We start from the raw sequence: 21184 nt of genomic DNA on the forward strand, positions 1-21184 counted from the left end.
CAAACTTCATGAGGGGTGCGGTGCTTTTGTCGGAAAAAACCGATCAGTTTGCTTAAAGTTCACAATTTCGCCCTTGTAATTTATGCAAAAAACCATTAAACTAAAATACAGTACGGAAATTTTACCCCAAGGAGGAGGAAATAGACGGATGCGCTGGAAGTTTTTGACTGCCATCGCGCTGTGCGCCGCACTGGTCGCAGTTCCTACCCTGACTTTCCAGGGTCGAGCACGCAATCAGGCGCAGGCGGCTGAGTCGCTCAGCCCCGAGGCACAGCCTTATAATACCGTCGTGCGCTGGACGCGCGAGACGCAGAGCAATAAAATGGGCGATGATATCGTGATGAGCCTGGGCTATAATGCACAGGGTGACACGGTGGTCACCGTTCTGGAAAATGAAGACCCCATCATCACGACTTATACCTACGACGAACAGGGCCGCAAGGTTGCTGTCCATAGCTACGACGACGGCAAGGAGTTCGTTTACAGCCAGTATGCCTATAACGAGCAGGGCGACCAGACCCAGTGGATCTATCAGGCACGCACGGCTGAGGGTGTGACCGAGACCGTCTGCACCTATGAATATACCTACGACGCAAACGGGGAGATCACGCAAAAGGACAGCTATCAGAACGATGTGTTGACCGCTCGCGAGACCTATTCCCGTGAACATACCAACGAGGGCACGGTTGTCCGCACGATCACCGACGGCGACCTCGCCTCCGACCTGACCTGCTATGACGATAACGGCAAGCCGCTCTGGCGTGAAAAGGGCGAGTACCGCATGGTTTACTATTACGACGACCAGGGTCGCGAGACCGAAAACTGCGTCATCAACGCCGGTATGCAGCAAAACCGCACGCTGACGGTCTACGGAGATGACGGTAACGCCATTCGCCGCATTCTGTATGGCACCGATATCAACGACGTGGTGAGCACGAGCGAGATCGAGACGCTGACCGGTGCGCCCAAGGCATGGGTCGACTTTGCGCAGTCCCAGAATACCACTGTCATCGTGGCACAGGGACAGGAACAGGAGCAGCCCAAGGAAGAGCAGCAGACCACCGAGCAAGCCGCTGACCAGACGGCAGCTGACGGCCAGACAGTCACCACCGACGGTCAGACTGTTACCACCGAGGCGACGCAGCAGGCGCAGACCAATCCGACCACCCAAACCACCCCGTAACCTCCATACCTGCCGCAAGGCAGGTATTTTTTTGCCCTTCTGATACCGATTTGTTTCTTGCCGGGACGAAAACGCGGGTGTAAACTGAGGAAAAGGGGTGATCGTATGAAGGGAAAACGCATTTTGACCGCACTCATCGCCGCAGCATTGACCGGCGGTATCACGTGTGCCTATGTTGCACCAATTCGGGAAAATAATACCGTTGTTCGCTGGCAGCTGCAAACCAGTACGACGCAGACAGAAGAAATGAATACCGAAGTCGGCATGATCTATGGCATGAATACACAGGACAAACCGGTCGAAATCTATACCCGAATGGAGGTTACAGGTCAAAGCGAGGATGCACAGTGGGCTGCCGAACAAATGAACACGGACTGGTCGCGCTCCAATCTCAATGCCTATGACCGCAACGGAAACCGCGTCGAGGGTTGGGGCTTTGACGGGGACGGCAAGGCGGTTTTGCACCTGCACGAACGCTATGACGCGCATGGAAACTGTGTCAGCCAGACCGGTCTGTCGGTTGGTGACACATTCACCGAATATACCTATGACGAAAAGGGACGCATCATCAGCATGACGCAGACCACGATTGACGCACAGACCGGCGACGTGGAATATCAGTCGACCACCACACAGACCTATACCGACCGCCCGGACGGCAGCTATACCGTGCAGCAGAGCGATGAGGAACTGATGACAGAAGTCGTTGATGAATACGATGCGGCGGGTAATCTGATATCGCGTCGTATTATTTGGGATAGTGATGGCAGAACGACCGACTATGATTATACCTACGACGATCAAAATCGCGAAATCGGCGTGGAACTCTATTCGGACGGTCAGTTGCGTGACCGTACCGTGATCGAATATGACGTGGACGGACTCATCAGCCGTGCGATCACCTATGACAGCACGGGCGCGATTATCGGTACATCCGAGTCGCGGGAAGTCGACGGGCCGCAGCTCGGAGAGGACGAAACATGAAGTCGAGACGCTTGATTGCAGCCTTGGCCGCCGCTGCGCTGACTGCAGGCGTGACTTATGCCTATACCAAACCCGTGCAAGACCGCAATCAGATTGCCTTTTGGCGCACGGCGGACGGGATACAGGTAGATGCGTACAATCGATACGGTCAGCCTGTGACGACTTATTATTTCCCGTCATCGAACCAGCCGCCCAACGTGATTGTGCGCAATGCCTACGACCGCGACGGCAATCGGCTGCGCGCGTCCCGGACGCTGGCGGACGGTGCAGTCGATCTGGAATTGCAATGGACGTACGACCGAGATGGACACGTCCTGTCCCAGACACAAACGCAGGGACAAGACCAGTTGGTGACGACGTACGCGTACGAGCTGGACGCACAGGGGCGAGTCGTGCAGATTGAAGAGATCTGCGAGGGTCAGACCCAGAGCACGATCTGCAAAACCTATGCAGATACACCGGACGGCGGTTGGTGCGAAACTGCCGTGTACGAGGGCATGGGCATTCTGGATATCGGGGGTGACGTCAACCCACTGTCTCTTTTAACACCAAACGAAGCCTGCCTGCGCTTTGGCCGGTCGGAAATCGTTTATGACGCGCATGGTGTCGTGCAGAAAATCACCGTTTTGGATGATTTGGGCGCACGAACCTGGGTGTATGCGTACAACGAACAAGGACAGCCGACTGAGATTGTCGAACAGCTGGACGGACAGCCGGTCGGATGGATGACCCTCGACTATGACGCGGACGGCATGATCGCCAAGGCGGTTTTGAATGGCATATCCGGTCAGCGAACGGTTGTTTTTCAAGAAACCGACCCCGTTTTTGCATAAAAAGGCCCCATTCGGACAAACCGAATGGGGATTTTCCTTTTACTTGTGCAGCAGTGCGCTGATCTGGCTTTCGCCCAGCACGATGATGCCGTTGGCACGCAGCAGCTGGGTGGTCATACCGTCGCCCGGCACGCGGGTGTGGGAGAAATTGCCGTCGTAGATGACGCCCGCACCACAGGACGGGCTGCGCTCCTTGAAGATGGCATAGCGGCAGTCGTACTCCTTGGCCAGCCGCAGGGTCTCCTGCGCGCCGCGGATGTACGCGTCGGTCACGTCGGTGCCGTCGCGTGCGATGATGCGGTCACCCTGACGCTCGGCCGGTTCCCGCGGGGTGTCCAGACCGCCCCGACGCTCGGGACAGACCGGAATCAGAATGTGCTCTTCCATGAGCTTTTCCAGCTCAGGGCAGTAGTTGTGCGAACCGTCGTACCGGCAGTTCATGCCGAGCAGACAGGCGCTGACTAAAATATTCATCGAAGTCCCTCCGTCAAATCCTTGATGACCTCGCCTGCGAGAATGAAGCCCGCGACAGGCGGAACGAACGAAACGCTCGCGGGCACCGGACGGCCAGCCGTGCCCTTGGATTCACCCGGACAGAGTGCATAGCGTTCGGGCGGAATTTTTGCGGCTTCCTCGGTGGAAAAGACCACTTTCAGACGCTTGATGTGACGTTTCTTGCACTCCTGCCGGATGACACGCGCAAGCGGACAGACCGAAGTCTTGTAGATGTCCGCGACCTGGAAGCGGGTGGGGTCGAGCTTGTTGCCCGTACCCATGGACGAGATGAGCGGCACACCCAGCTTGTTGCAGGTTTCGATCAAAAACAGCTTGGCGGTGACCGTGTCGATCGCGTCGATCACGTAGTCGAACTGGGACAGATCGGGCGTATCGTCGGGCGTGACGAACATCTGGAGCGGGGTGACCGTGCAGGTGGGGTTAATATCGCGGATACGAGCGGCCATGACCTCGACCTTGGGCTGGCCGACGGTGGAGGACAGGGCGATAATCTGGCGGTTGCGGTTGGAGACCGAGACCACGTCATTGTCTATGAGCGTGAGGGCGCCGACGCCTGCGCGGGCGAGCGCCTCGGCGGCAGCTCCGCCGACACCGCCGATGCCGAACACCGCGACGTGTGCCCCTGCCAGACGGTCCATGCCGTCGGCACCGAGCAGCAGTGCGGCGCGGGAAAATTCTTGCAGCATAGGCTTTTCCTTTTCTGTAAATTCCATTTGATTTGAAAATGAACGTGGCCGGTGTTTCACGGTCGTTCTTGCAAAATTATACTGCAAAATACGCGCGGATACAATCCTTTTATGCGCAGACGAGCGGGAAGGGATTGGAAAAATCCGGGAAATGGTGCGAAAACCGGTCGGCGTGTGCGTGATACCCTTTTCAAACGGGTAAGATTGTGCTATACTGAAGAAAATGTCCGAAAAAGAGAGGAAGTTCATGCAGTTGCATTTTAGAAAAAAATCCCTGCTGCGCCGCTTGGCAGCGGTTATGCTGTCGGCGTGCCTGCTGACCGGTCTGGCACAGGCTGCGCCCGCGGAAGCGTCGCCCGAGACGACCACAGCGGCAGCAGCACAGACATCGCCCGCGACCGATTACCTGCCCGTACTCATGTACCACCACTTTGATGAAGAGCCGGGCGGCTCGACCATGGTGGTATCACCCGAGCGCTTCGCAGAACAGATGGCAGCCCTCAAACAGGCGGGCTATACGGCTGTTACACCCGAACAGATCGTCGACTACGTGGACAACGGCACTCCGCTGCCCGAAAAACCGGTTTGGATTTCGATGGACGACGGCTATCAGAGCAACTTGACCTACGCCGCACCCGTCCTGCAAAAGAATGGACTGAACGCCACGATCTACTGTATCGGCGTTTCGGTCGGAAAATCGACCTATAAAGACTTCGGCGTGCCGATTATCCCCCATTTCTCGTATGAAGAGGCAAAAAAGTGGGTGGACGCCGGCGTCATCAACATCCAGAACCATACCTATGACATGCATAACGTGTCCGGTCTGGACGTTGACGGCTACCGCCGCGGTGTGCTGCCGCGCCCGGACGAATCGCTGGATTCCTATATGACCACCTTCCGCAATGATTTTCATAAGGCAAATGATGCCATTCATGCGGCATTCGGCTATGATACCTTGGCTTTTGCCTATCCGTTTGGCTTGCATAACGCCGTGACCGAGGGTATGCTGCAAACGATGGGCGTGCGTTTGACTGTCACCATCCGTGAGGGTATCAATACCTTGGTCAAGGGCGATCCGTCTTGTTTGTATAGTATGACCCGGTTTAATATCACTGATGACGTGACTGGTGCACAATTACTGGAAAAGATCAAGGAACCAGTAAAGTAAACGGAATCCCGCCCGCGGGCGAATTGAAGCTTTCGCTCAAGCCTTTCTCGAAAGGCTTGCGGGTTCTCAGGGCAGAGCCCTGAGACGCGCTCCGCAGAGCGCGGAATCCCCTTTTGAAACCCGGTGTCCGACCCGGGTTTCAACTAAAATAAGCAAAAAGGGAAAGACCAACCCTTTGGTTGGTCTTTCCAGAGATTGCGCGACTTGCGAGTCGCGCTTTTATTTTTTATTTTAGTTGATTTTCGCAAAGGCGAAAATCAAAAAAGAGTTTCGCGTCCTGCGGGACGCGACTTGAGGCTCTGCCTCAAGACTCCGCAAACCTTTGAAAAGGTTTGATCCAAACTTCAATTAGGGCTGCGGTGGTTCTTTGGGGAGATCGAGCAGACCCTGCAAATAATCATGTGCGTCGAGCAGATTTTTGAGGTGATACCCCAAAACCAGACTCTCTTCATCCAATCCCGGAATCGGAATTTCGTCGGGCACGTCCACGTTCATTTCATGCAGTCGTGCACGCATTTCATCATTCGGCACGCCCAGCGTATCCATCCCCGCCAGCGCAGCGAGTTCAAAGTGTATTTTCTCTGCCAGCTGATAGCATCCCCACAGATAAGCGGTATCCTGTTTGCGTTTCTGGTTGGCGAAGGGCTGATCGCCAAAGATGCGGATTTCGTCGTATAATCTGCGGCATTGCCGCTCAAAGGGTGCAAGATCGGGGTAATGTCCGTCGACGAGCAGTTCCCGCAAAGCAGCCGGACAGGTCTCCTGATAGGTACGGAACAGGCGCAGAATGAGCGGATAGTTATTGTACGGCTTGAGCACGGCATTGATGACAAAACCGGTGGAAAGACCGATCGAGGTATCCAAAAAGCGGTTGATACCGTAGGCGATGGGTGAGCCGGTCGAGGGGTCGTACAGACAGACCGAGACAAAGACGATGCAGGTCAGTGGGACGGCGAAGCCGATGCGCAGGGGATGACAGATGGGGATGAGCAGGATTAAACCCAGACCGATTGCAATATAATGGTTATTGGGAAAGAGCAGAGAGAACAGACAGCCGGCAATCGCGCCGCAGGTGATGCCTGCAAGCTGGGTAGACGCGGCGGTGATGGCGTCGGACAGCGTGCGGCTCATCACGACGATGGCGCCGATGGCGGCGAAGATGGGCATGGCAGAAGGGCGCATGCTGTCGAGCAGCAGCGCGAGCATGACGGCTGTACCGGTCTTGACCGTGCGCAGGCCGATGTGATAGCGAGGGTGAGCGGTGCGGGGCATACAGCCGCCTCCTTTGGGATAAAATATAAGCACATTATAGCATACCGAACGGTGGACGGGAATAGAAAAATGCCGGATAGCGGCAGGCGCGTGCGAAGACCGGCGAAATTCACATCCCGTTCATTGACTTTGTGCGCGGGGTGTGCTAAAGTCTAAGTATATCTTCGAGTATAAATCGGGATCAAGTCCGATGAACCTACTGACAGAGGTGAACAAAGAAATGAAAAAAGAACTTGGTTATGGCGTCGCCCTTGTGGGTGCACTGGCTGGCGCGGGTGCGCTGACCGCAGCGATGATCCGCAAGAAGAAGCGCGAGGAGATTTATCACGAGGCCGAGCTCAAGGCGATGAACGAGCTGGACGAGATGATGAGTGAGAACGGTGACGACGCACTGGACTGCGATACCTGCTCGTGTGCCGAGGCATGCGCAGCAGCTGCCGAGCAGGCCGAAGTCGACGAGACCGAGCCCGAGGAGCAGCCCGCGGACGAGACGGAAGAAGAGCCGTCTGCCGAATAAAAAAAGCCAAACGCGATCCAGCAGGCGGAGCGGTAAGCCCCGCCTGTTTTTCGCTCTCAAACCAAAAAACGACGCTGAAAAAGGAGAATTTCCCATGATTCATTACGAAGGCCGGGTATTCCGCCCGCCGTCCGAGGCATATAGCCTGATTGTACAGGTGACCATTGGATGCAGCCACAACAAGTGCACGTTCTGCGACATGTACAAGGAAAAGCAGTTCCGCGTACGCAAGCTCGAGGACGTCAAGCGCGATTTTGACGAGGCACGCCGCGCCTATCGTCAGGTCGACCGCATTTTCCTGGCAGACGGTGACGCGCTCATGTGCCGCCCCGAGCACATGGCCGAGATTCTGCGCTATATCCGCGAGCTCTTCCCCGAGTGCGAGCGCGTGACCAGTTACGGTTCGCCCGCGTCCATTCTGGTCAAGAAGCAGGAAGACCTCAACATGCTGCACGAGCTGGGTCTGGATATGATCTATCTGGGTCTGGAATCGGGCTCGGACGAGGTGCTGCGCCGCGTCAATAAGGGCGAGACCGCGGACGAGATCGTCCGTGCCGGTCTGATGGTCAAGGAAGCGGGCATGAAGCTGTCGGTGACCTGCATTGCCGGTCTGGGTTCGCTCGAGCTGTCCGAAGAGCACGCGATCAAGACCGCAGAGGCACTTTCGCGCATGAAGCCCGAGTATATCGGCCTGCTGACCCTGCTGTTTGAGCTGCCCACGCCGCTCATGCGCGACTGGCAGGAAGGCAAGTTCTACCTGATGAACCCCATCGAGATCGCACAGGAGACGCTCACCCTGCTCGAGCACATCGACTGCGAGGGCAGTATCTTCCGCGCAAATCACGCATCCAACTACGTGAACCTCGCCGGAACGCTCAACCAGGACCGCGAGGCGATGTGCCAGAAGCTGCGCGCAGCGCTCGAGGGCAAGGTACGCTTCAAAAATGAAGCCTTTCGTGCAAGATAAAATTTCTTTTTACAGGAAATGACGGAAAACATGCAAAAATGTCATCCAGAATCCGGCGCTTTTTTCTTAATTTTCACATGACAAATTGCGGAAAAGATGATATAATATCCATGTTCGGGCGTCCTAACAGGGGATACACCCGCACATTTGTTTGATAATATTTGAAATAAGAGAAAATAAGAGAAAGAGACTGCGACGCCAAGCGCCGCGGGATTCGTTAATCGTAGTTTGGAGGAAAAGCATGGATTCCATCTCGCATACCCGCGTCGCCAACCTGCTGTTGGCTCACATTCAGGAGAACGCCGGCGTCACGTTTGATGCAAACGCTTTCCGTTACGGCAATCTCAAGCCCGACCTGACCGGTACTTACCTGACCAAGCGTCACTATCCCTCGCTGATGTTCGACGAAGTGATGGATAAACTTCGTGCATTTTGCAGCAATTACACCCTGCGCGATGCCAACGGCCGCGATCTGTCGGTCGATCTCGGAGAAATCTGCCATTACCTGACCGATTTCTTCTGCTATCCGCACAATGACGACCTGTATCCGCACGGCCTGCTCGCGCATTACATCTACGAGAAGCGCGTTGCAATGCGCCTGAGCCGCAGCCTGACCAAGGAACATTTTGAGGGCTGGGTCGATGGCGTTGTCGCACCGTATACGGTGGAAGGCCTGATTTCCCGCATTCAGGCGCTGCATGATAAGTATCGTGCACTGCCCCATCATGGCATTGTCAGCGATATGGAGTTTATCTGTAAGGTCAATGTGCTGTGCGTATCTGCGGTCATCAATATCGCGTACGAGAGCGAGCGCGAGACCGTTACTGCAATGGCATAAGGCTTAGCACCGCACCCATACTGAAAGTTTCGCCAGCCTTTTCAAAGGCTGCGGGTTCTCAGGGCAGAGCCCTGAGTCGCCCGTCGCAACGGGCGAAATCTCCCTTTTGATTTTCGCTTGTGCGAAAATCAACTAAAATAAAAATAAAAGCGCCGTCCGCAGACGGCGCAATTTTTTTGAAAGACCAACCATTCGGTTGGTCTTTCTTTTTTGTTTGTTTGGGTTGAAACCCGGGTCGGACACCGGGTTTCAAAAGGGGTGTTTCGAGCCTGCGGGCTCGACCAGGTTCCACCTGGACGGGCTCAAGGGACTCGTCCCTTGAGAATCCCGATTTTCGCGCACGGCGCGGGATTCCGTTTTCGAGACCTTACACCGGATCGTTCAGCAAATGCCGGACAGTCTCCTGATCCAGTTCCGGGAACGGAATGAACGTCTCCGGCGTTGTCACGCGCTGACGCAGGGGCAATTCCATCCACACAACATCATGCCAGCACTCAAACTTCCACCCGGTACGCGGAAACGTGCCAATCTTCTGGAATCCCAGCGATTCATGGAACGCGATACTCGGGCCGGGCGAGGTGATGCACGCATAGGCGTTAACGACATTCTGTGCATGCAGCAGAGCGATTAGGACGCGATACAGACGGGAGCCCAGACGGTGACGCTGTAAACCGGGCTGTAAGTAGATGGAAAGCTCGGTGTCCCAGCCATACGCCGCACGGGCGTGGAAGGGGGAAGCGTAGGCGTACCCGGCGACCGTGCCATCGACCTCTGCGACAAGATATGGATAGCGCGTCAAGGTCTGTTCAATGCGTGCCGTGAACTCTTGGGCAGAGGGAACGTCGTATTCAAAGGTAATGGCGGTCTGGCGGACATAGGGGGCGTACACGTCTAAAAGGGCGGGTGCGTCGGCTGGAGTCGCGAGCCGAATGCGGATGTTTTGTGTCATGGTGGAGTGCCTCCAGACGGGGTCGAGGGTGTTAGCGGGATTCTTCGTCCCGGCGGTGGGACTGCCGGCGCATCTGTGCGATGCGGGCGCGCTGACGGCGGACTTTGCGGGCGCGGTACATGCAGGTCAGCACGAACCAGAGGACGAACAGGACGATGAGTCCGAGCGGGATGAGCAGCCATTTAAGCCATCCGGGTGCGGAAAAAGCAGGCGATGACGCACTGTCCTTAGTGACAGCTTGTCCATTAGTGGATGCCTGTGCGGCGGTCGGCTGGGCAGCCATACCGAGCACCGAGCCGGGCACTGTGCACAGCACCTCGGTCTTGCCGTCCATGGTCAGATTGACCGCGTACGCGTTGTCGACGTCCAGTGCATCGGACAGGGACAGTGCCTCTGCGTCAACGTTCTGCGGCACAGCCAGCGTGAAAGCTTCTTTGGGATTCGCGTCGGCGATTCCGGCATCGTCAGCCATTTTTTTGAGCTGGTCGGCCTCGAGCGTCACCGGGTGCAGGTCGTTCAGCGCATAGGCAAACAGCGTGCGCATGTCGCGCCAGGGATAATACATATTCCCGGTCGAGCCGAGCGAGACGGCGATATAGGTCAGACCGTCGCGGCGGGCGACCATGCACTGGGTGTGGCCAGCGGCGGTGGTATATCCGTTTTTACCGGCAATCGCAAACTCGTTGTAGAACTTGGAGTCTGCACGCAGCATACGCTGCTTGGTATAGAAGGTGCGGGCCTCGGGCTGCTTGTTGGTGGCGGGCATGGTATACATGAGCGCACCGGCGATCTCGACGAATCGGGGGTCGTCGAGCAGAGCGGTTGTGATGCGCGCCAGATCGCGAGCGGTCACGACATGACCGTCTGCATCCAGACCGTGTGCATTGACGAAGTGACTGCCCGTGCAGCCAAGCTCGGCGGCCTTGTCGTTCATCATCTGGGCGAAGCCCTCCTGCGACCCGCCGACATATTCTGCCAGCACGTTGGCGGCATCGTTGGCCGACTGCATGAGCGTGGCGTACATCATGTTCTCCAGCGTCACCTCTTCGCCGGGGATGAGCGCAATATTGGTGGAGTCGCGCTCAATGTTGACCGCAGATTCGGATACGGTGGTTTTCTTGGACAGATCGCTTTCATGTTCAAAGACGACGAGCGCGGTCATGAGCTTGGTGACCGAGGCGGGTTTTACCGGCTTGTCGGCGTCTTTTTCGTACAGGGTTTGACCGGATTCCACGCAGTAGAGCAGGGCTTCCGGGGCGTAGATCTCCTCCTGGAGCGTTGGGGTCAGAGCCATAGCCGAGCCGCTGACGAGCAGCAGAACGGTCATGATGAGCAGTGCCAAACGGCGGATGGACATGGGCGTTCTCCCTTCATTCGCTTTGTTATTATCATACACGATTTGCCCGCGCGATTCAAGGCGGACGTGCCGGACAAAGTTCTGCACAGGGTGACAAAGGATGTTTCTGGTTATTTCTTCCGAGGCAAAAATGCCAAATCGCCTGTGCTATCCTTTGCACAAGCGGTTACAGTAGGATGGACAGAAAACGGGAAAAGAACGATCTTTTGCAACCGAAAATCGACCGGAAACAGCGCGCGCTGCCGCATGCACGATACTCCTTACCCGGTATTCCCTGCCGCCCTGTGCCTTACCTATATTGTGAAACGCCATCGGGCAGGTATACGCCGCGATCAAAGCCCTTTCCGCGTCCCGGACGGTTATACGTCAGGTGGTTTTGTCCAAACCCTGCCGCTGTGCGGGCTTTTTTCTTGCTCCAACGTGCGAAATCTGTTATAATATTCCAATGTCCAAAAATCTGAGACCGAAAGGAGGCGGCGAACGTGCATCCAATTGTTAAAATTTTGTTATGCTATCTCGCTGCCGTCAATTTGCTGGGCGCATGCGCGGTGTTTCTGGATAAATGGAAGGCCAAACACGGCAGACGGCGCATCCGCGAGCGCACACTGTTTCTGTATTGCTGGCTGGGCGGCTGTCCGCTGACCTACGCAGCCATGAAGCTGTGCCGGCATAAGACCCTGCACCGCTCGTTCATGTGGGGCATCCCGGCAATCTTTATTTTACAAATTGCAATCATATTCGGTATATTATACTTATTGTATTCTAAGGGGGTCTTACCGTTATGACCGAATTGCTGATTCGTCGCTTTCTGGGCGACGACCGTGACCGCACGAGCGATGCACGGGTGCGCGAGAGATACGGCATCCTGTCGGGCTGTGTCGGTCTGTTCTGTAATTTCCTGCTGTTTGCGGCAAAACTCATCATCGGCTTTGCCACGGGCGCGATTTCGGTTGCAGCCGACGCGGTCAACAACCTGTCGGATGGCCTGTCGTCGTTTATCTCCATCGTGGGCTTTAAGCTGACCGGCCGTGCACCCGACGAGCAGCACCCGTTCGGCTACGGACGTACCGAGTACATTGCCGGATTGATCGTCTCGCTCATCATCTGCGTGGTCGGTGTGCAGTTCCTGCAAACCTCGTTCACCCGCATCCTGCACCCCGAACCGGTTGCCTTTTCGGTGGTTTCGGCGGTGGTTCTGCTGCTGACCATGCTGGTCAAGCTGTGGATGGGCTCGTTTAACCGCACGGTCGGTACGCGCATCGACTCGCCCACCCTGCTTGCTGCCATGCAGGACAGCATCAACGACGTGGTCACCACCGGCGTTGTGCTCATCGGTATGGTTGCAGGTCAGTTCACCACCCTGCCGGTCGACGGCGTGGTCGGCGTACTGGTTGCGCTGTTCATCATCTGGGCCGGTATCGGCATTGCACGCGATACATTAAGCCCGCTGATCGGTCAGGCAGCCGACCCGGAAATCGCTCAGGCGATTGCCGATACCGTGCTGCAAAGTCCGGGTATTCTGGGCATTCACGACCTGATCGTACACAATTACGGCGTTGGCAAGTCGCTGGCATCGCTGCACGCCGAGGTGCCGGACACGGCGGACATTGTCGCCGTGCACGAGCTGATCGACGAGGCCGAGCGGGCGGTCTGGGAGCAGACCGGCGTGTACACGGTCATCCACATGGACCCGGTGCGCGTGGGCGACCCGCGCATTGACGCCATGCGCGAGACGACGCTCAATGTTCTGGCCAAGATCGACCCCGAGCTGACCATGCACGATTTCCGCGTGGTCGAGGGTGAGCGCCGCATCAACCTGATTTTTGACGTGGTTGCCCCCTTCGGATACAGCGAGGAAAAGAAGGAAGACCTGAAAACACGCATCCAGATCGGCCTTAAGGCGCGCGACAAGCGCTATTGCCCGGTCATCACGATGGAACATAAAATGACGCTGTGATGGGAGCGTGCCCGCAGCGTTCTGGAAGGGGAGTGCGACGGCCATTTGTGCCGCTGCACTCCCTTTTTCCGCACTTTCGTTCGGCTGGAAATCGCTGGAACCCGGTAAAAAGTTCATGTTTTCGCATAGAAATTCCATGAAAAATATGCTATACTACTGTCAATTAGAAGCGGCGGGTGCGCATCGGGCGCAGCCTGTCAGAGCCCCATTACAGGAGGAAAAACCATGCTTTTGATTCAAAACGCACAGGTGTTAGACCCATATACCGGACTGGACGCACGCCTTGATCTGCTGATCGGTGACGACGGCATCCTGTCCCAGATGGAACCCCATATTGACGCACCGGCAGGCTGTCCGGTGTTTGACGCGGCAGGAAAGACGGTTGCACCCGGTCTTGTCGATACCCACGTACACTTCCGTGACCCCGGTCAGACCCAGAAAGAGGACATGATGACCGGTATGCGCGCCGCGGCAGCGGGCGGATTCACCTCGGTTGTGTGCATGGCGAACACCCTGCCGACCTGCGACAACGTGGAGACGCTGCAATACGTGCAGAACAAGGCACGCGAGGCAGGCGGCTATGTCAACGTGCACCAGGCGTGCGCGGTGACCAAGGGACTTAAGGGCGAGGAAATGACCGATTTTGCCGCATTGCTGGCAGCCGGTGCGCCCGGATTTACCGACGACGGCATTAACCTGACCGACATGCACACCTGCCTCAAGGCAATGGAAGAGGCGGTCAAGCATGACACCGTGCTGTCCTTCCACGAGGAGGACAAGTCGCTCGTGCTGTCGCCCGGCGTCAACTACGGTTCCAGGGCAGCCGAGGAGCTGGGCGTGCCCGGTGCGCTGCCGTCCTCCGAGGAGGCTATGGTCGCCCGTGATATCGCGCTTGCGCTGCGCACGGGCGCGCGCGTGGTCTTCCAGCACATTTCGAGCGGCCTGTCGGTCGATCTCATCCGTGCCGGTAAGGCAATGGGTGCCAAGATCTACTGCGAGGTCACCCCGCATCACCTGTCGCTGACCGAGGACGCAGTGCTCGAGCATGGCACTTATGCGCGTATGAATCCGCCGCTGCGCAAGGAAGCCGACCGTCAGGCACTCATTCGCGGCTTGCAGGACGGCACGGTCGACCTGATCGCGACCGATCACGCACCGCACACGGCTGAGGAGAAGGCCAAGCCCTTCGCACAGGCACCGTCGGGCATCACCGGACTGGAAACCGCATTCTCGGTGTGCAATACCTACCTCGTCAAGACCGGTGCACTGACCAAGATGCAGCTGCTGGAAAAGATGTCCAAGAACCCGTCCGAGGTCTACCGCTTTGCCGATAAGTCCATCGAGGTCGGCCACCGTGCCGAGCTGTGTGTACTGGACTGGGACTGCGATAAGGTATACACAGAGTATTATTCCAAGGGAATCAACACACCGTATACTGGTATGACGCTCAAGGGCGCGCCGGTGTGCACGATTATGGGTGACCGCGTCGTGCGTGCCGCCGATCTGGTGTAAAAACTTTTGGAATTTAAAAGAATCTTAATTGATTTATTGCAGAAAATCCGGTAATATGAATATAGTGACAAAGGAAATGAGGGGAACGATATGGCACAGCAGCAGAATCGAAAAGCACCGGTTCGCAAGACCAAAAAGCAGATTCGCAGACAGCGACAGCTGACCGTCGTCGGCGTAGTTGTCGCAGTCTTTCTGGTTATTTTCGGCCTGGGCGCAGCCTGGGGACACAGCCTGGGCGGCAAGGTCAAGGCGGAAGACATCGCTACGACCGTGCAGGGTCTGGGTCAGACCGTACAGGTAGACTATGACTACACCAAGGTACTCAGCGAGGAAGACCGCGACGACGCATATTACGGCTGGTCGCAGGCTGCCGATCTGGGCAACTTTACCATTATGTATCAGGGTTCGGTCAAGATCGGCTCGGATACTTCTACCCTGACTGCGGACAAGGTCAAGATCGACGGCAAGTCGGTCACGATCACTGTGCCTGCAATCAAGATTCTCCAGCATGATATCGCACAGGATTCGGTCAGCTACTACGATTCCGACGAGAAGATCTTCCGTCAGATCGAGCTCGGCCAGTTCGACAGCTTCTACGCCGACCAGCGTTCGGCTGTGGAAAACGAGCTGTATAACACCGACAAGTTCTCGAACGCTGAGACCCGCCTCAAGGACGTCATCGACAAGACCGTCAAGGCCATGGGCAATTTCAGCACGGTAACGGTGAACTTTGAGTAAACCGAAAATTTGACAGGACGACCAAACGGACGTGCATAAGCGCGTCCGTTTTTCTGTCTTTTTTGGCAAAAACGGCGGTTTTTCACTTTGCCCTGCGAAATTTTTTGCACCATGCTTGACACCGTCCTGCAAGTGTGATAGGCTAAATTCAAACGAAATACCGACAAGCGAAGTTTTTAGGAAAAAGCCATGTGCTTACCGAAGGAGTAAAACTCTCAGGTTTCCAGCCTGACCGGCTGGGAAAGGACTATAAACGGATGTGGCTCTGGAGAATCCCAACCATGGGTGCCGAAGGTGCAAGGTGCAGAAAATGCGCTAATCTCTCAGGCAAAAGGACAGAGTGGATTTTTTAACCCGGTAGGGCCGGTTTGACGTACATTTTTTTTGACATGGATGCACGCAGACGGTGGCATCCGGGATCAGAGCGAACCATCCTCATATTTTTCCGCAAAGACGCGGGAAAACCGAGGAACGGGGCGCTTTTTCTTTTTGCATCGATCAGATGCAGGTTTTCGGCTTGTTTGGGGAACAAAAAGAAAAGGGGTAACAAACAATGGATATGGATCAACTGGCGGTCTTGGTCAGCGACATCAGCGGCTTTGTGTGGAACAATCTGCTCCTGTACCTTCTGGTGCTGACCGGTGTACTGTTCTCCATTCGTACGCGTTTTGTGCAGGTACGCCATCTGGGTACCGGCTTCAAGCGCATGTTCGGCTCGTTCAGCCTGAACGGCAAGAAGGCTGACCACGAGGGCATGAGCTCGTTCCAGGCACTGACTACCGCGATTGCGGCACAGGTTGGTACCGGTAACATCACCGGCTGTGCAACCGCGCTGGCATCGGGCGGCCCGGGCGCAATCTTCTGGATGTGGCTGTCGGCATTCTTCGGCATGTCCACCATCTACGGCGAGGCCGTGCTGGCACAGAAGTATAAGACGGTCGGCGAGGACGGTCACGTGACCGGCGGCCCGATCTACTACATCAAGGCACGCTTCAAGGGCGGCTTCGGCACCTTTCTGGCCGGTTTCTTCTCCATCGCGATCATTTTCGCACTGGGCTTTGCCGGCAACATGGTACAGTCCAACTCGATCGGCGACTCGTTCCACAACGCATTCGGCATCAGCCCGCTGATCGTCGGCGTCATCTGTGCAGCGATTGCGGCATTCATCTTCCTCGGCGGCGTCAAGCGCATCGCATCGGTCACCGAGAAGCTGGTTCCGGTTATGGCACTGTTCTACATCCTCGGCTGCACCGTGATTCTGGTCATCAACCACGCAGCACTGATTGAGTCGATCAAGTCCATCTTCATCGGCGCATTTCAGCCGCAGGCGCTGGCAGGCGGTATCGCAGGTGTGACCGTCAAGGAGGCAATGCGCTACGGTGTTGCACGCGGCCTGTTCTCGAACGAGGCTGGTATGGGTTCCACCCCGCACGCACACGCACTGGCAAAGGTTAAGAAGCCGCAGGATCAGGGCATCATCGCAATGGTCGGCGTGTTCATCGATACCTTCATCATCCTGACCCTGACCGCTCTGGTTATCCTGACCTCGGGCGCTCTGTCCACCGGCGCAACCGGTTCGGTTCTGGCACAGACCGCATTCAATCAGGCGTTCGGCCAGTTCGGCAGCGTATTTATTGCAATCTGCATGCTGTTTTTCGCGTTCTCGACCATCATCGGCTGGTATTTCTTCGGTGAGGTCAATGTTAAGGCTCTGTTTGGTAAGAAAGCAGTCAAGATTTACGCGGCATTGGTTGTTGTATGTGTTATCCTGGGCTCTAGCCTGAAGGTTGACCTGGTTTGGAACCTGTCCGACCTGTTTAATGGTCTGATGGTATTCCCGAACCTGATTGCACTGATTGCACTGTCGGGCGTGGTTGCGAAGATGTCCCACGAGGATCACTAAAACAAGCACCGCACCCAATATTAAAGCTTTCGCCAGCCTTTCTCGAACCTTGCGGAACGAGAAAAGGCCCCTGTGGGGCGTTTTCCCGCAAGGCTGTGGCCGACTCGTTCGGCCAAGGCCCTAACACGCGGGCACTGTTGCCCTGAGCCGCGCTCCGCAGAGCGCGGAATCCCCTTTTGATTTTCGCTCTGCGAAAATCAACCAAAAAAGAATAAAAAAGCGCCGTCCGCAGACGGCGCAATTCTCTGGAAAGACCACCCGATTGGGTGGTCTTTCCTTTTTTGTTTGTTTTAGTTGAAACCCGGGGCGGACACCGGGTTTCAAAAAGAGAGTTTCGGACTCTAGCACTCATTTTATCCGCGCACAGCGCGGGAATGAGGATAGTGACCTACGGGCCGGAGTCCGACTCAGGGCTCTGCCCTGAGAACCCGCAAACCTTTGAAAAGGTTTGATCCAAACTTCATTTCGCCTGCGGGCGGGATTAGGCGGGAGTTATGCGCCGAAAATCTCCTCTTTCAGTCGAATACCGGTCGGGGTAGTTGCCAGACCGCCCTGAGCGGTCTCCTTGAGAGCGCACGGCATAGAATCACCGACTTCACGCATGGCATCAATGACTTCATCCACCGGAATGACACTCTTGATACCCGCCAAAGCCATTTCTGCCGCAGCGAATGCGCAGGCTACGCCGCCCGCGTTGCGCTTGATGCACGGAACCTCGACCAGACCGGCGATCGGGTCGCAGACCAGACCGAGCTGGTTCTTGATGGCGATGGCGCAGGCATGTGCGCACATTTCCGGCGTACCGCCAGACATCTCGACCATAGCCGCCGCAGCCATTGCCGCTGCGCTGCCGCACTCGGCCTGACAGCCGCCCTGTGCGCCTGCGATGGATGCACGGTCAGCGATGACCATGCCGAATGCACCGGCGGTGAACAGTGCCATAACGGCGGTCTCCTCGGGCATGTCGCGGTCTTCCATCAGCGACAGGATGGTGCCGGGCAGAATGCCGCACGAACCGGCCGTCGGTGCAGCGACGATCTTGCCCATCGCCGCGTTATATTCGGATACCGCAATCGCGCGGGTGAGTGCCTGGGTGAAGAAACTGCCGCACAGGCCGCCGCCCTGGGCGTACTGCTGCATCTTGTAGGCGTCGCCGCCGGTCAGACCGCTCGTAGACTTGAGATCCTTGTCGACACCGGCCTGGACAGCCTCCTGCATGACGTGCAGATTGTCCTGCATCTTGCGGAACAGCTCGTCCTTGGGGGTCTCGGTCTGCACGGACTGGTCAGCCAGTACCAGCTCGGAGATCGTGCAGCCCTTTTCCTGTGCCGCATCGACCAGCGACTGAATGGAATGATATTCAAGCATGGGAAATTTCCTCCTTAAATGGCGCGGACGAGTACAACGCCCGTGATGTGGGGCAGCTCACGCAGCCAGCTGATCATCTTGTCGGATACGTCGCCGTCGACCTCGATGGTCATGACGGCCTCGCCGCCCTTCTGCGGACGGGACAGGCGGAAATTGCCAATGTTCGCGCCCGAGTAGGCCATGGTGTTGGTGACGGCAGCGATGACGCCCGGGGTGTCCTGATGCAGGACGATGAGGGTATTGTACTGTCCGGTGAACTGGACTTCCAGACCGTTGATGTTGGTGACGATGATGTTGCCGCCGCCGATGGACGCGCCGACCACGCGGCAGGTGCCGCCCTTTTCGCCGGTCAGTTCCAGAATTGCGGTGTTGGGATGGGCGCCGGGGATGGAAGTCTGGTAGAATTCGTAGGTCAGTCCCTCCTCGCCAGCGAGCTCGAGCGCGTGGCGCAGACGGGCATCGTAGGTATGCATGTCCAGAATGCCCGCGATAATGGCCTTGTCGGTGCCGTGACCGCGGTAGGTCTGGGCGAACGAGCCGCACAGGCCGATGCGTGCCTTGACCGGACGGTCGCCGAGGATTTTACGGGTGACGCGGCCCAGACGGCACGCACCCGCGGTGTGTGAGCTGGAAGGGCCGATCATAACCGGCCCGATGATATCAAATACTTGCATACTATGCTCCTTTGTGCAAAACAGGTGAATTGCCGGAAGATCTCATGGTCTTAGTATATCACACCGACCGGCGGCAAAACAGTATAGATGCGGTCAAAACGGTGGGAAACACAAAAAAGTGAGGACGGGGCCTCACTTTTTTGCAGCCCGACCGGCTGTTACTTCTTAATCCACTTTTTGTAGATGGTGTCTACAATCACGCCGATGGCGTTGTCGCCCGAGACGTTGCAGGCGGTGCCGAAGGAGTCCTGAGTGATGTAGAGTGCAACCATGATGGCGCAGATGGGGCCTTCGGGGTCACCGAGCTCGGTGCCGAAGATCATGTACAGGAAGGGCAGAGCGGTCATGATCGAGCCGCCGGGTGCACCGGGGGATGCGATCATGGCAATACCCAGGGTTGCGATGAAAGGAACGACGGTTGCCAGACTAATCGGAATCTGGTTCATCAGGCAGACCGCGGTCGCACAGGCGGTAATGGTAATCATGGAACCTGCCATGTGGATGTTGGCGCACAGCGGCACGACGAAGTTGCGAATCTCGGAGGATACGCCGTCAGCCTCCGCACACTGGAGGTTGACCGGGATGGTTGCCGCAGAGGACTGGGTACCGAGTGCGGTGGTGCAGCCGGGGATCTGGTTGCGGATGAGCTTCAAGGGGTTCTTGTGGCTGACAGCACCTGCGATGCAGAACTGAACGGTGATGCAGATGAGGTGCATGATGATAACGACCAGGAATACCTTCCACAGGATGCCCAGAATGACGAAGGTCTTGCCCGAACGGGTCATATCCACGAAGGTACCGCAGATGTAGAGCGGCAGCAGGGGAACGATGGCGACGTGGAGCACCTTGTCGATGATGGCCGAGAAGTCGTGGAAACCGTTATAGAGCGAGTTGCCGATCTGCTTGCCGCGCATGGAGGACATGCACAGGCCGAGGATGAAGGCCAGCAGGACGGCGGCGAGGGTGTCCAGAATGGGTTCGATGGCGATGGTCAGATAGGGCGAGAGCGAGTTGCCAGCGGTATCGGCGATCTGCTCGAGCGCGTCCGCGCTCATAAAGGAGGGGAACAGAGTGCTCGAAACCAGGTAAGAGCACGAGCCTGCGATGAGGGTGGAGGCGTAAGCCAGGCCGGCGGTGACCAGCAGCAGCTTGCCCGCGCCCTGCGACAGGTCGGCAATACCCATGGTGACGTAAGCCAGGATCATCAGCGGGATGACGAACTTTAAGAATAGGCTGAACAGCGACGAAGCGGTGACGACCAGACGGGCAATGACTTCGGGCACGAACGGCTGGCCGAGCAGAATACCTAAAATGATGCCGATGATGAGCTTGGGCACCAGCCCGAGCTTTCTTTTTTGTTTCTCCATAAAAGAAACCCCCGTAAATGTTATATTTTCCTGACCGGATAGACACACCAGCCGGATTTAGTATCCATATTATAGCGACTGTACCCAAGGTGCGCAAGATGGGCGGCTGTGTCCGCCTAAGACGGAAAAAATTTCTAAAATCCATGAAAAGCACAAAAGTGGAACGGTAAAGTAACCGAAAAAACGCACGAAGCGTGTAAAATCCATGTAAAAAATCGAATGAAAAATAGCAGTTTCAACAAAGCATTTTACGTTTGATTGTGCAGTTTAGCTGATAAAATGTGTGACATTTGCGGGGGTATGTGCGAAAAATTCTGTGTTTTAGTCAGAAAAAATCCTGATGCGGTAAAATACGGGAAAAACCGGATTCGTGTAACCGCACAGCGGGCGAAAAT

At 56.4% G+C, this 21184-nt stretch carries 20 protein-coding genes and 1 riboswitch; of the genes, 12 read left to right on the forward strand and 8 right to left on the reverse strand.

The genetic code is table 11. The features are described from left to right. The first annotated feature begins 148 nt into the window (after window positions 1-148). The 3 genes from B5D52_RS12120 (at window position 149) to B5D52_RS12130 (ending at window position 3000) form a co-directional block, all read left to right on the forward strand. A complete protein-coding gene (locus tag B5D52_RS12120; RefSeq protein WP_016148989.1) occupies window positions 149-1183 on the forward strand; it encodes a hypothetical protein in 1035 nt (344 codons plus the stop codon). A 105-nt stretch (window positions 1184-1288) separates the two neighbouring features. Then, a complete protein-coding gene (locus tag B5D52_RS12125; RefSeq protein WP_016148990.1) occupies window positions 1289-2167 on the forward strand; it encodes a hypothetical protein in 879 nt (292 codons plus the stop codon). Beyond that, window positions 2164-3000 carry an RHS repeat domain-containing protein gene (locus B5D52_RS12130; RefSeq protein ID WP_016148991.1) on the forward strand — a complete coding sequence of 279 codons (837 nt, stop codon included), beginning with the start codon at window positions 2164-2166 and terminating at the stop codon, window positions 2998-3000. Before B5D52_RS12125 ends, B5D52_RS12130 begins: the two co-directional genes overlap by 4 nt. A gap of 39 nt (window positions 3001-3039) precedes the next feature. On the opposite strand, the gene B5D52_RS12135 is transcribed toward B5D52_RS12130, so the two are convergent. Together B5D52_RS12135 and B5D52_RS12140 are read right to left on the reverse strand one after the other, a co-directional pair. Further along, the gene (locus tag B5D52_RS12135) at window positions 3040-3474 is read right to left on the reverse strand and encodes a 2-thiouracil desulfurase family protein (protein ID WP_016148992.1); all 435 of its coding nucleotides are present in this window, start codon (window positions 3472-3474) and stop codon (window positions 3040-3042) included. Beyond that, window positions 3471-4202, reverse strand: a complete 732-nt coding sequence (locus B5D52_RS12140; RefSeq protein ID WP_016148993.1) for a tRNA threonylcarbamoyladenosine dehydratase — start codon at window positions 4200-4202, stop codon at window positions 3471-3473. The genes B5D52_RS12135 and B5D52_RS12140 overlap by 4 nt, the downstream gene beginning before the upstream one ends. A 253-nt stretch (window positions 4203-4455) precedes the next feature. Here B5D52_RS12140 and B5D52_RS12145 point away from each other — a divergent pair, with 253 nt between their 5' ends. Beyond that, on the forward strand, window positions 4456-5370 hold the full coding sequence (locus tag B5D52_RS12145) for a polysaccharide deacetylase family protein (RefSeq protein WP_159446504.1): 915 nt from the start codon (window positions 4456-4458) through the stop codon (window positions 5368-5370). 348 nt (window positions 5371-5718) lie between these two features. Here the strand turns inward: B5D52_RS12145 and B5D52_RS12150 are convergent, their stop codons facing one another. Further along, window positions 5719-6642 (reverse strand): aromatic acid exporter family protein, encoded by a 924-nt coding sequence (locus B5D52_RS12150; protein ID WP_016148995.1) that lies wholly within the window; start codon window positions 6640-6642, stop codon window positions 5719-5721. Between the two features lie 220 nt (window positions 6643-6862). Here B5D52_RS12150 and B5D52_RS12155 point away from each other — a divergent pair, with 220 nt between their 5' ends. From B5D52_RS12155 to B5D52_RS12165, 3 genes are all read left to right on the forward strand, one after another. Then, window positions 6863-7159: a hypothetical protein gene (locus tag B5D52_RS12155; protein WP_040333043.1), complete on the forward strand. Its 297-nt coding sequence runs from the start codon at window positions 6863-6865 to the stop codon at window positions 7157-7159. 97 nt (window positions 7160-7256) lie between these two features. Next, the gene (locus tag B5D52_RS12160) at window positions 7257-8126 is read left to right on the forward strand and encodes a radical SAM protein (protein WP_040333103.1); all 870 of its coding nucleotides are present in this window, start codon (window positions 7257-7259) and stop codon (window positions 8124-8126) included. A 241-nt stretch (window positions 8127-8367) separates the two neighbouring features. Further along, window positions 8368-8964, forward strand: coding sequence for a zinc dependent phospholipase C family protein (locus B5D52_RS12165; RefSeq protein WP_016148998.1), 597 nt, complete (start codon window positions 8368-8370; stop codon window positions 8962-8964). A 367-nt stretch (window positions 8965-9331) separates the two neighbouring features. On the opposite strand, the gene B5D52_RS12170 is transcribed toward B5D52_RS12165, so the two are convergent. Beyond that, complete coding sequence (locus tag B5D52_RS12170; protein WP_016148999.1) at window positions 9332-9913, reverse strand: GNAT family N-acetyltransferase; 582 nt, start codon at window positions 9911-9913, stop codon at window positions 9332-9334. Window positions 9914-9944: 31 nt separating this feature from the next. After that, window positions 9945-11270, reverse strand: coding sequence for a D-alanyl-D-alanine carboxypeptidase family protein (locus B5D52_RS12175; RefSeq protein ID WP_016149000.1), 1326 nt, complete (start codon window positions 11268-11270; stop codon window positions 9945-9947). A 482-nt stretch (window positions 11271-11752) separates the two neighbouring features. On the opposite strand from B5D52_RS12175, the gene B5D52_RS12180 reads away from it, so the two are divergent. The 5 genes from B5D52_RS12180 (at window position 11753) to B5D52_RS12200 (ending at window position 17380) form a co-directional block, all read left to right on the forward strand. Beyond that, window positions 11753-12055, forward strand: a complete 303-nt coding sequence (locus B5D52_RS12180; RefSeq protein WP_016149001.1) for a DUF1294 domain-containing protein — start codon at window positions 11753-11755, stop codon at window positions 12053-12055. Continuing rightward, a complete protein-coding gene (locus tag B5D52_RS12185) occupies window positions 12052-13227 on the forward strand; it encodes a cation diffusion facilitator family transporter (protein ID WP_016149002.1) in 1176 nt (391 codons plus the stop codon). Before B5D52_RS12180 ends, B5D52_RS12185 begins: the two co-directional genes overlap by 4 nt. Window positions 13228-13452: 225 nt before the next feature. Further along, window positions 13453-14739 carry a dihydroorotase gene (locus B5D52_RS12190; protein ID WP_016149003.1) on the forward strand — a complete coding sequence of 429 codons (1287 nt, stop codon included), beginning with the start codon at window positions 13453-13455 and terminating at the stop codon, window positions 14737-14739. 90 nt (window positions 14740-14829) lie between these two features. Further along, window positions 14830-15477, forward strand: a complete 648-nt coding sequence (locus B5D52_RS12195; protein ID WP_016149004.1) for a DUF4230 domain-containing protein — start codon at window positions 14830-14832, stop codon at window positions 15475-15477. Between the two features lie 255 nt (window positions 15478-15732). Beyond that, window positions 15733-15826: riboswitch (glycine riboswitch) on the forward strand. Window positions 15827-16036: 210 nt separating this feature from the next. Continuing rightward, window positions 16037-17380, forward strand: coding sequence for an alanine/glycine:cation symporter family protein (locus B5D52_RS12200; RefSeq protein WP_040333107.1), 1344 nt, complete (start codon window positions 16037-16039; stop codon window positions 17378-17380). Window positions 17381-17872: 492 nt separating this feature from the next. Here the strand turns inward: B5D52_RS12200 and sdaAA are convergent, their stop codons facing one another. The 3 genes from sdaAA to B5D52_RS12215 form a co-directional block, all read right to left on the reverse strand. After that, window positions 17873-18748 (reverse strand): L-serine ammonia-lyase, iron-sulfur-dependent, subunit alpha, encoded by an 876-nt coding sequence (gene sdaAA / locus B5D52_RS12205; RefSeq protein WP_016149006.1) that lies wholly within the window; start codon window positions 18746-18748, stop codon window positions 17873-17875. 14 nt (window positions 18749-18762) lie between these two features. Continuing rightward, the gene (gene sdaAB / locus B5D52_RS12210) at window positions 18763-19422 is read right to left on the reverse strand and encodes an L-serine ammonia-lyase, iron-sulfur-dependent subunit beta (protein WP_016149007.1); all 660 of its coding nucleotides are present in this window, start codon (window positions 19420-19422) and stop codon (window positions 18763-18765) included. A 158-nt stretch (window positions 19423-19580) separates the two neighbouring features. Next, on the reverse strand, window positions 19581-20789 hold the full coding sequence (locus tag B5D52_RS12215; RefSeq protein WP_016149008.1) for a dicarboxylate/amino acid:cation symporter: 1209 nt from the start codon (window positions 20787-20789) through the stop codon (window positions 19581-19583). Window positions 20790-21184 lie beyond the last annotated feature (395 nt).

This window comes from Butyricicoccus pullicaecorum DSM 23266 (assembly GCF_900167005.1).
Lineage (GTDB): Bacteria > Bacillota > Clostridia > Oscillospirales > Butyricicoccaceae > Butyricicoccus > Butyricicoccus pullicaecorum.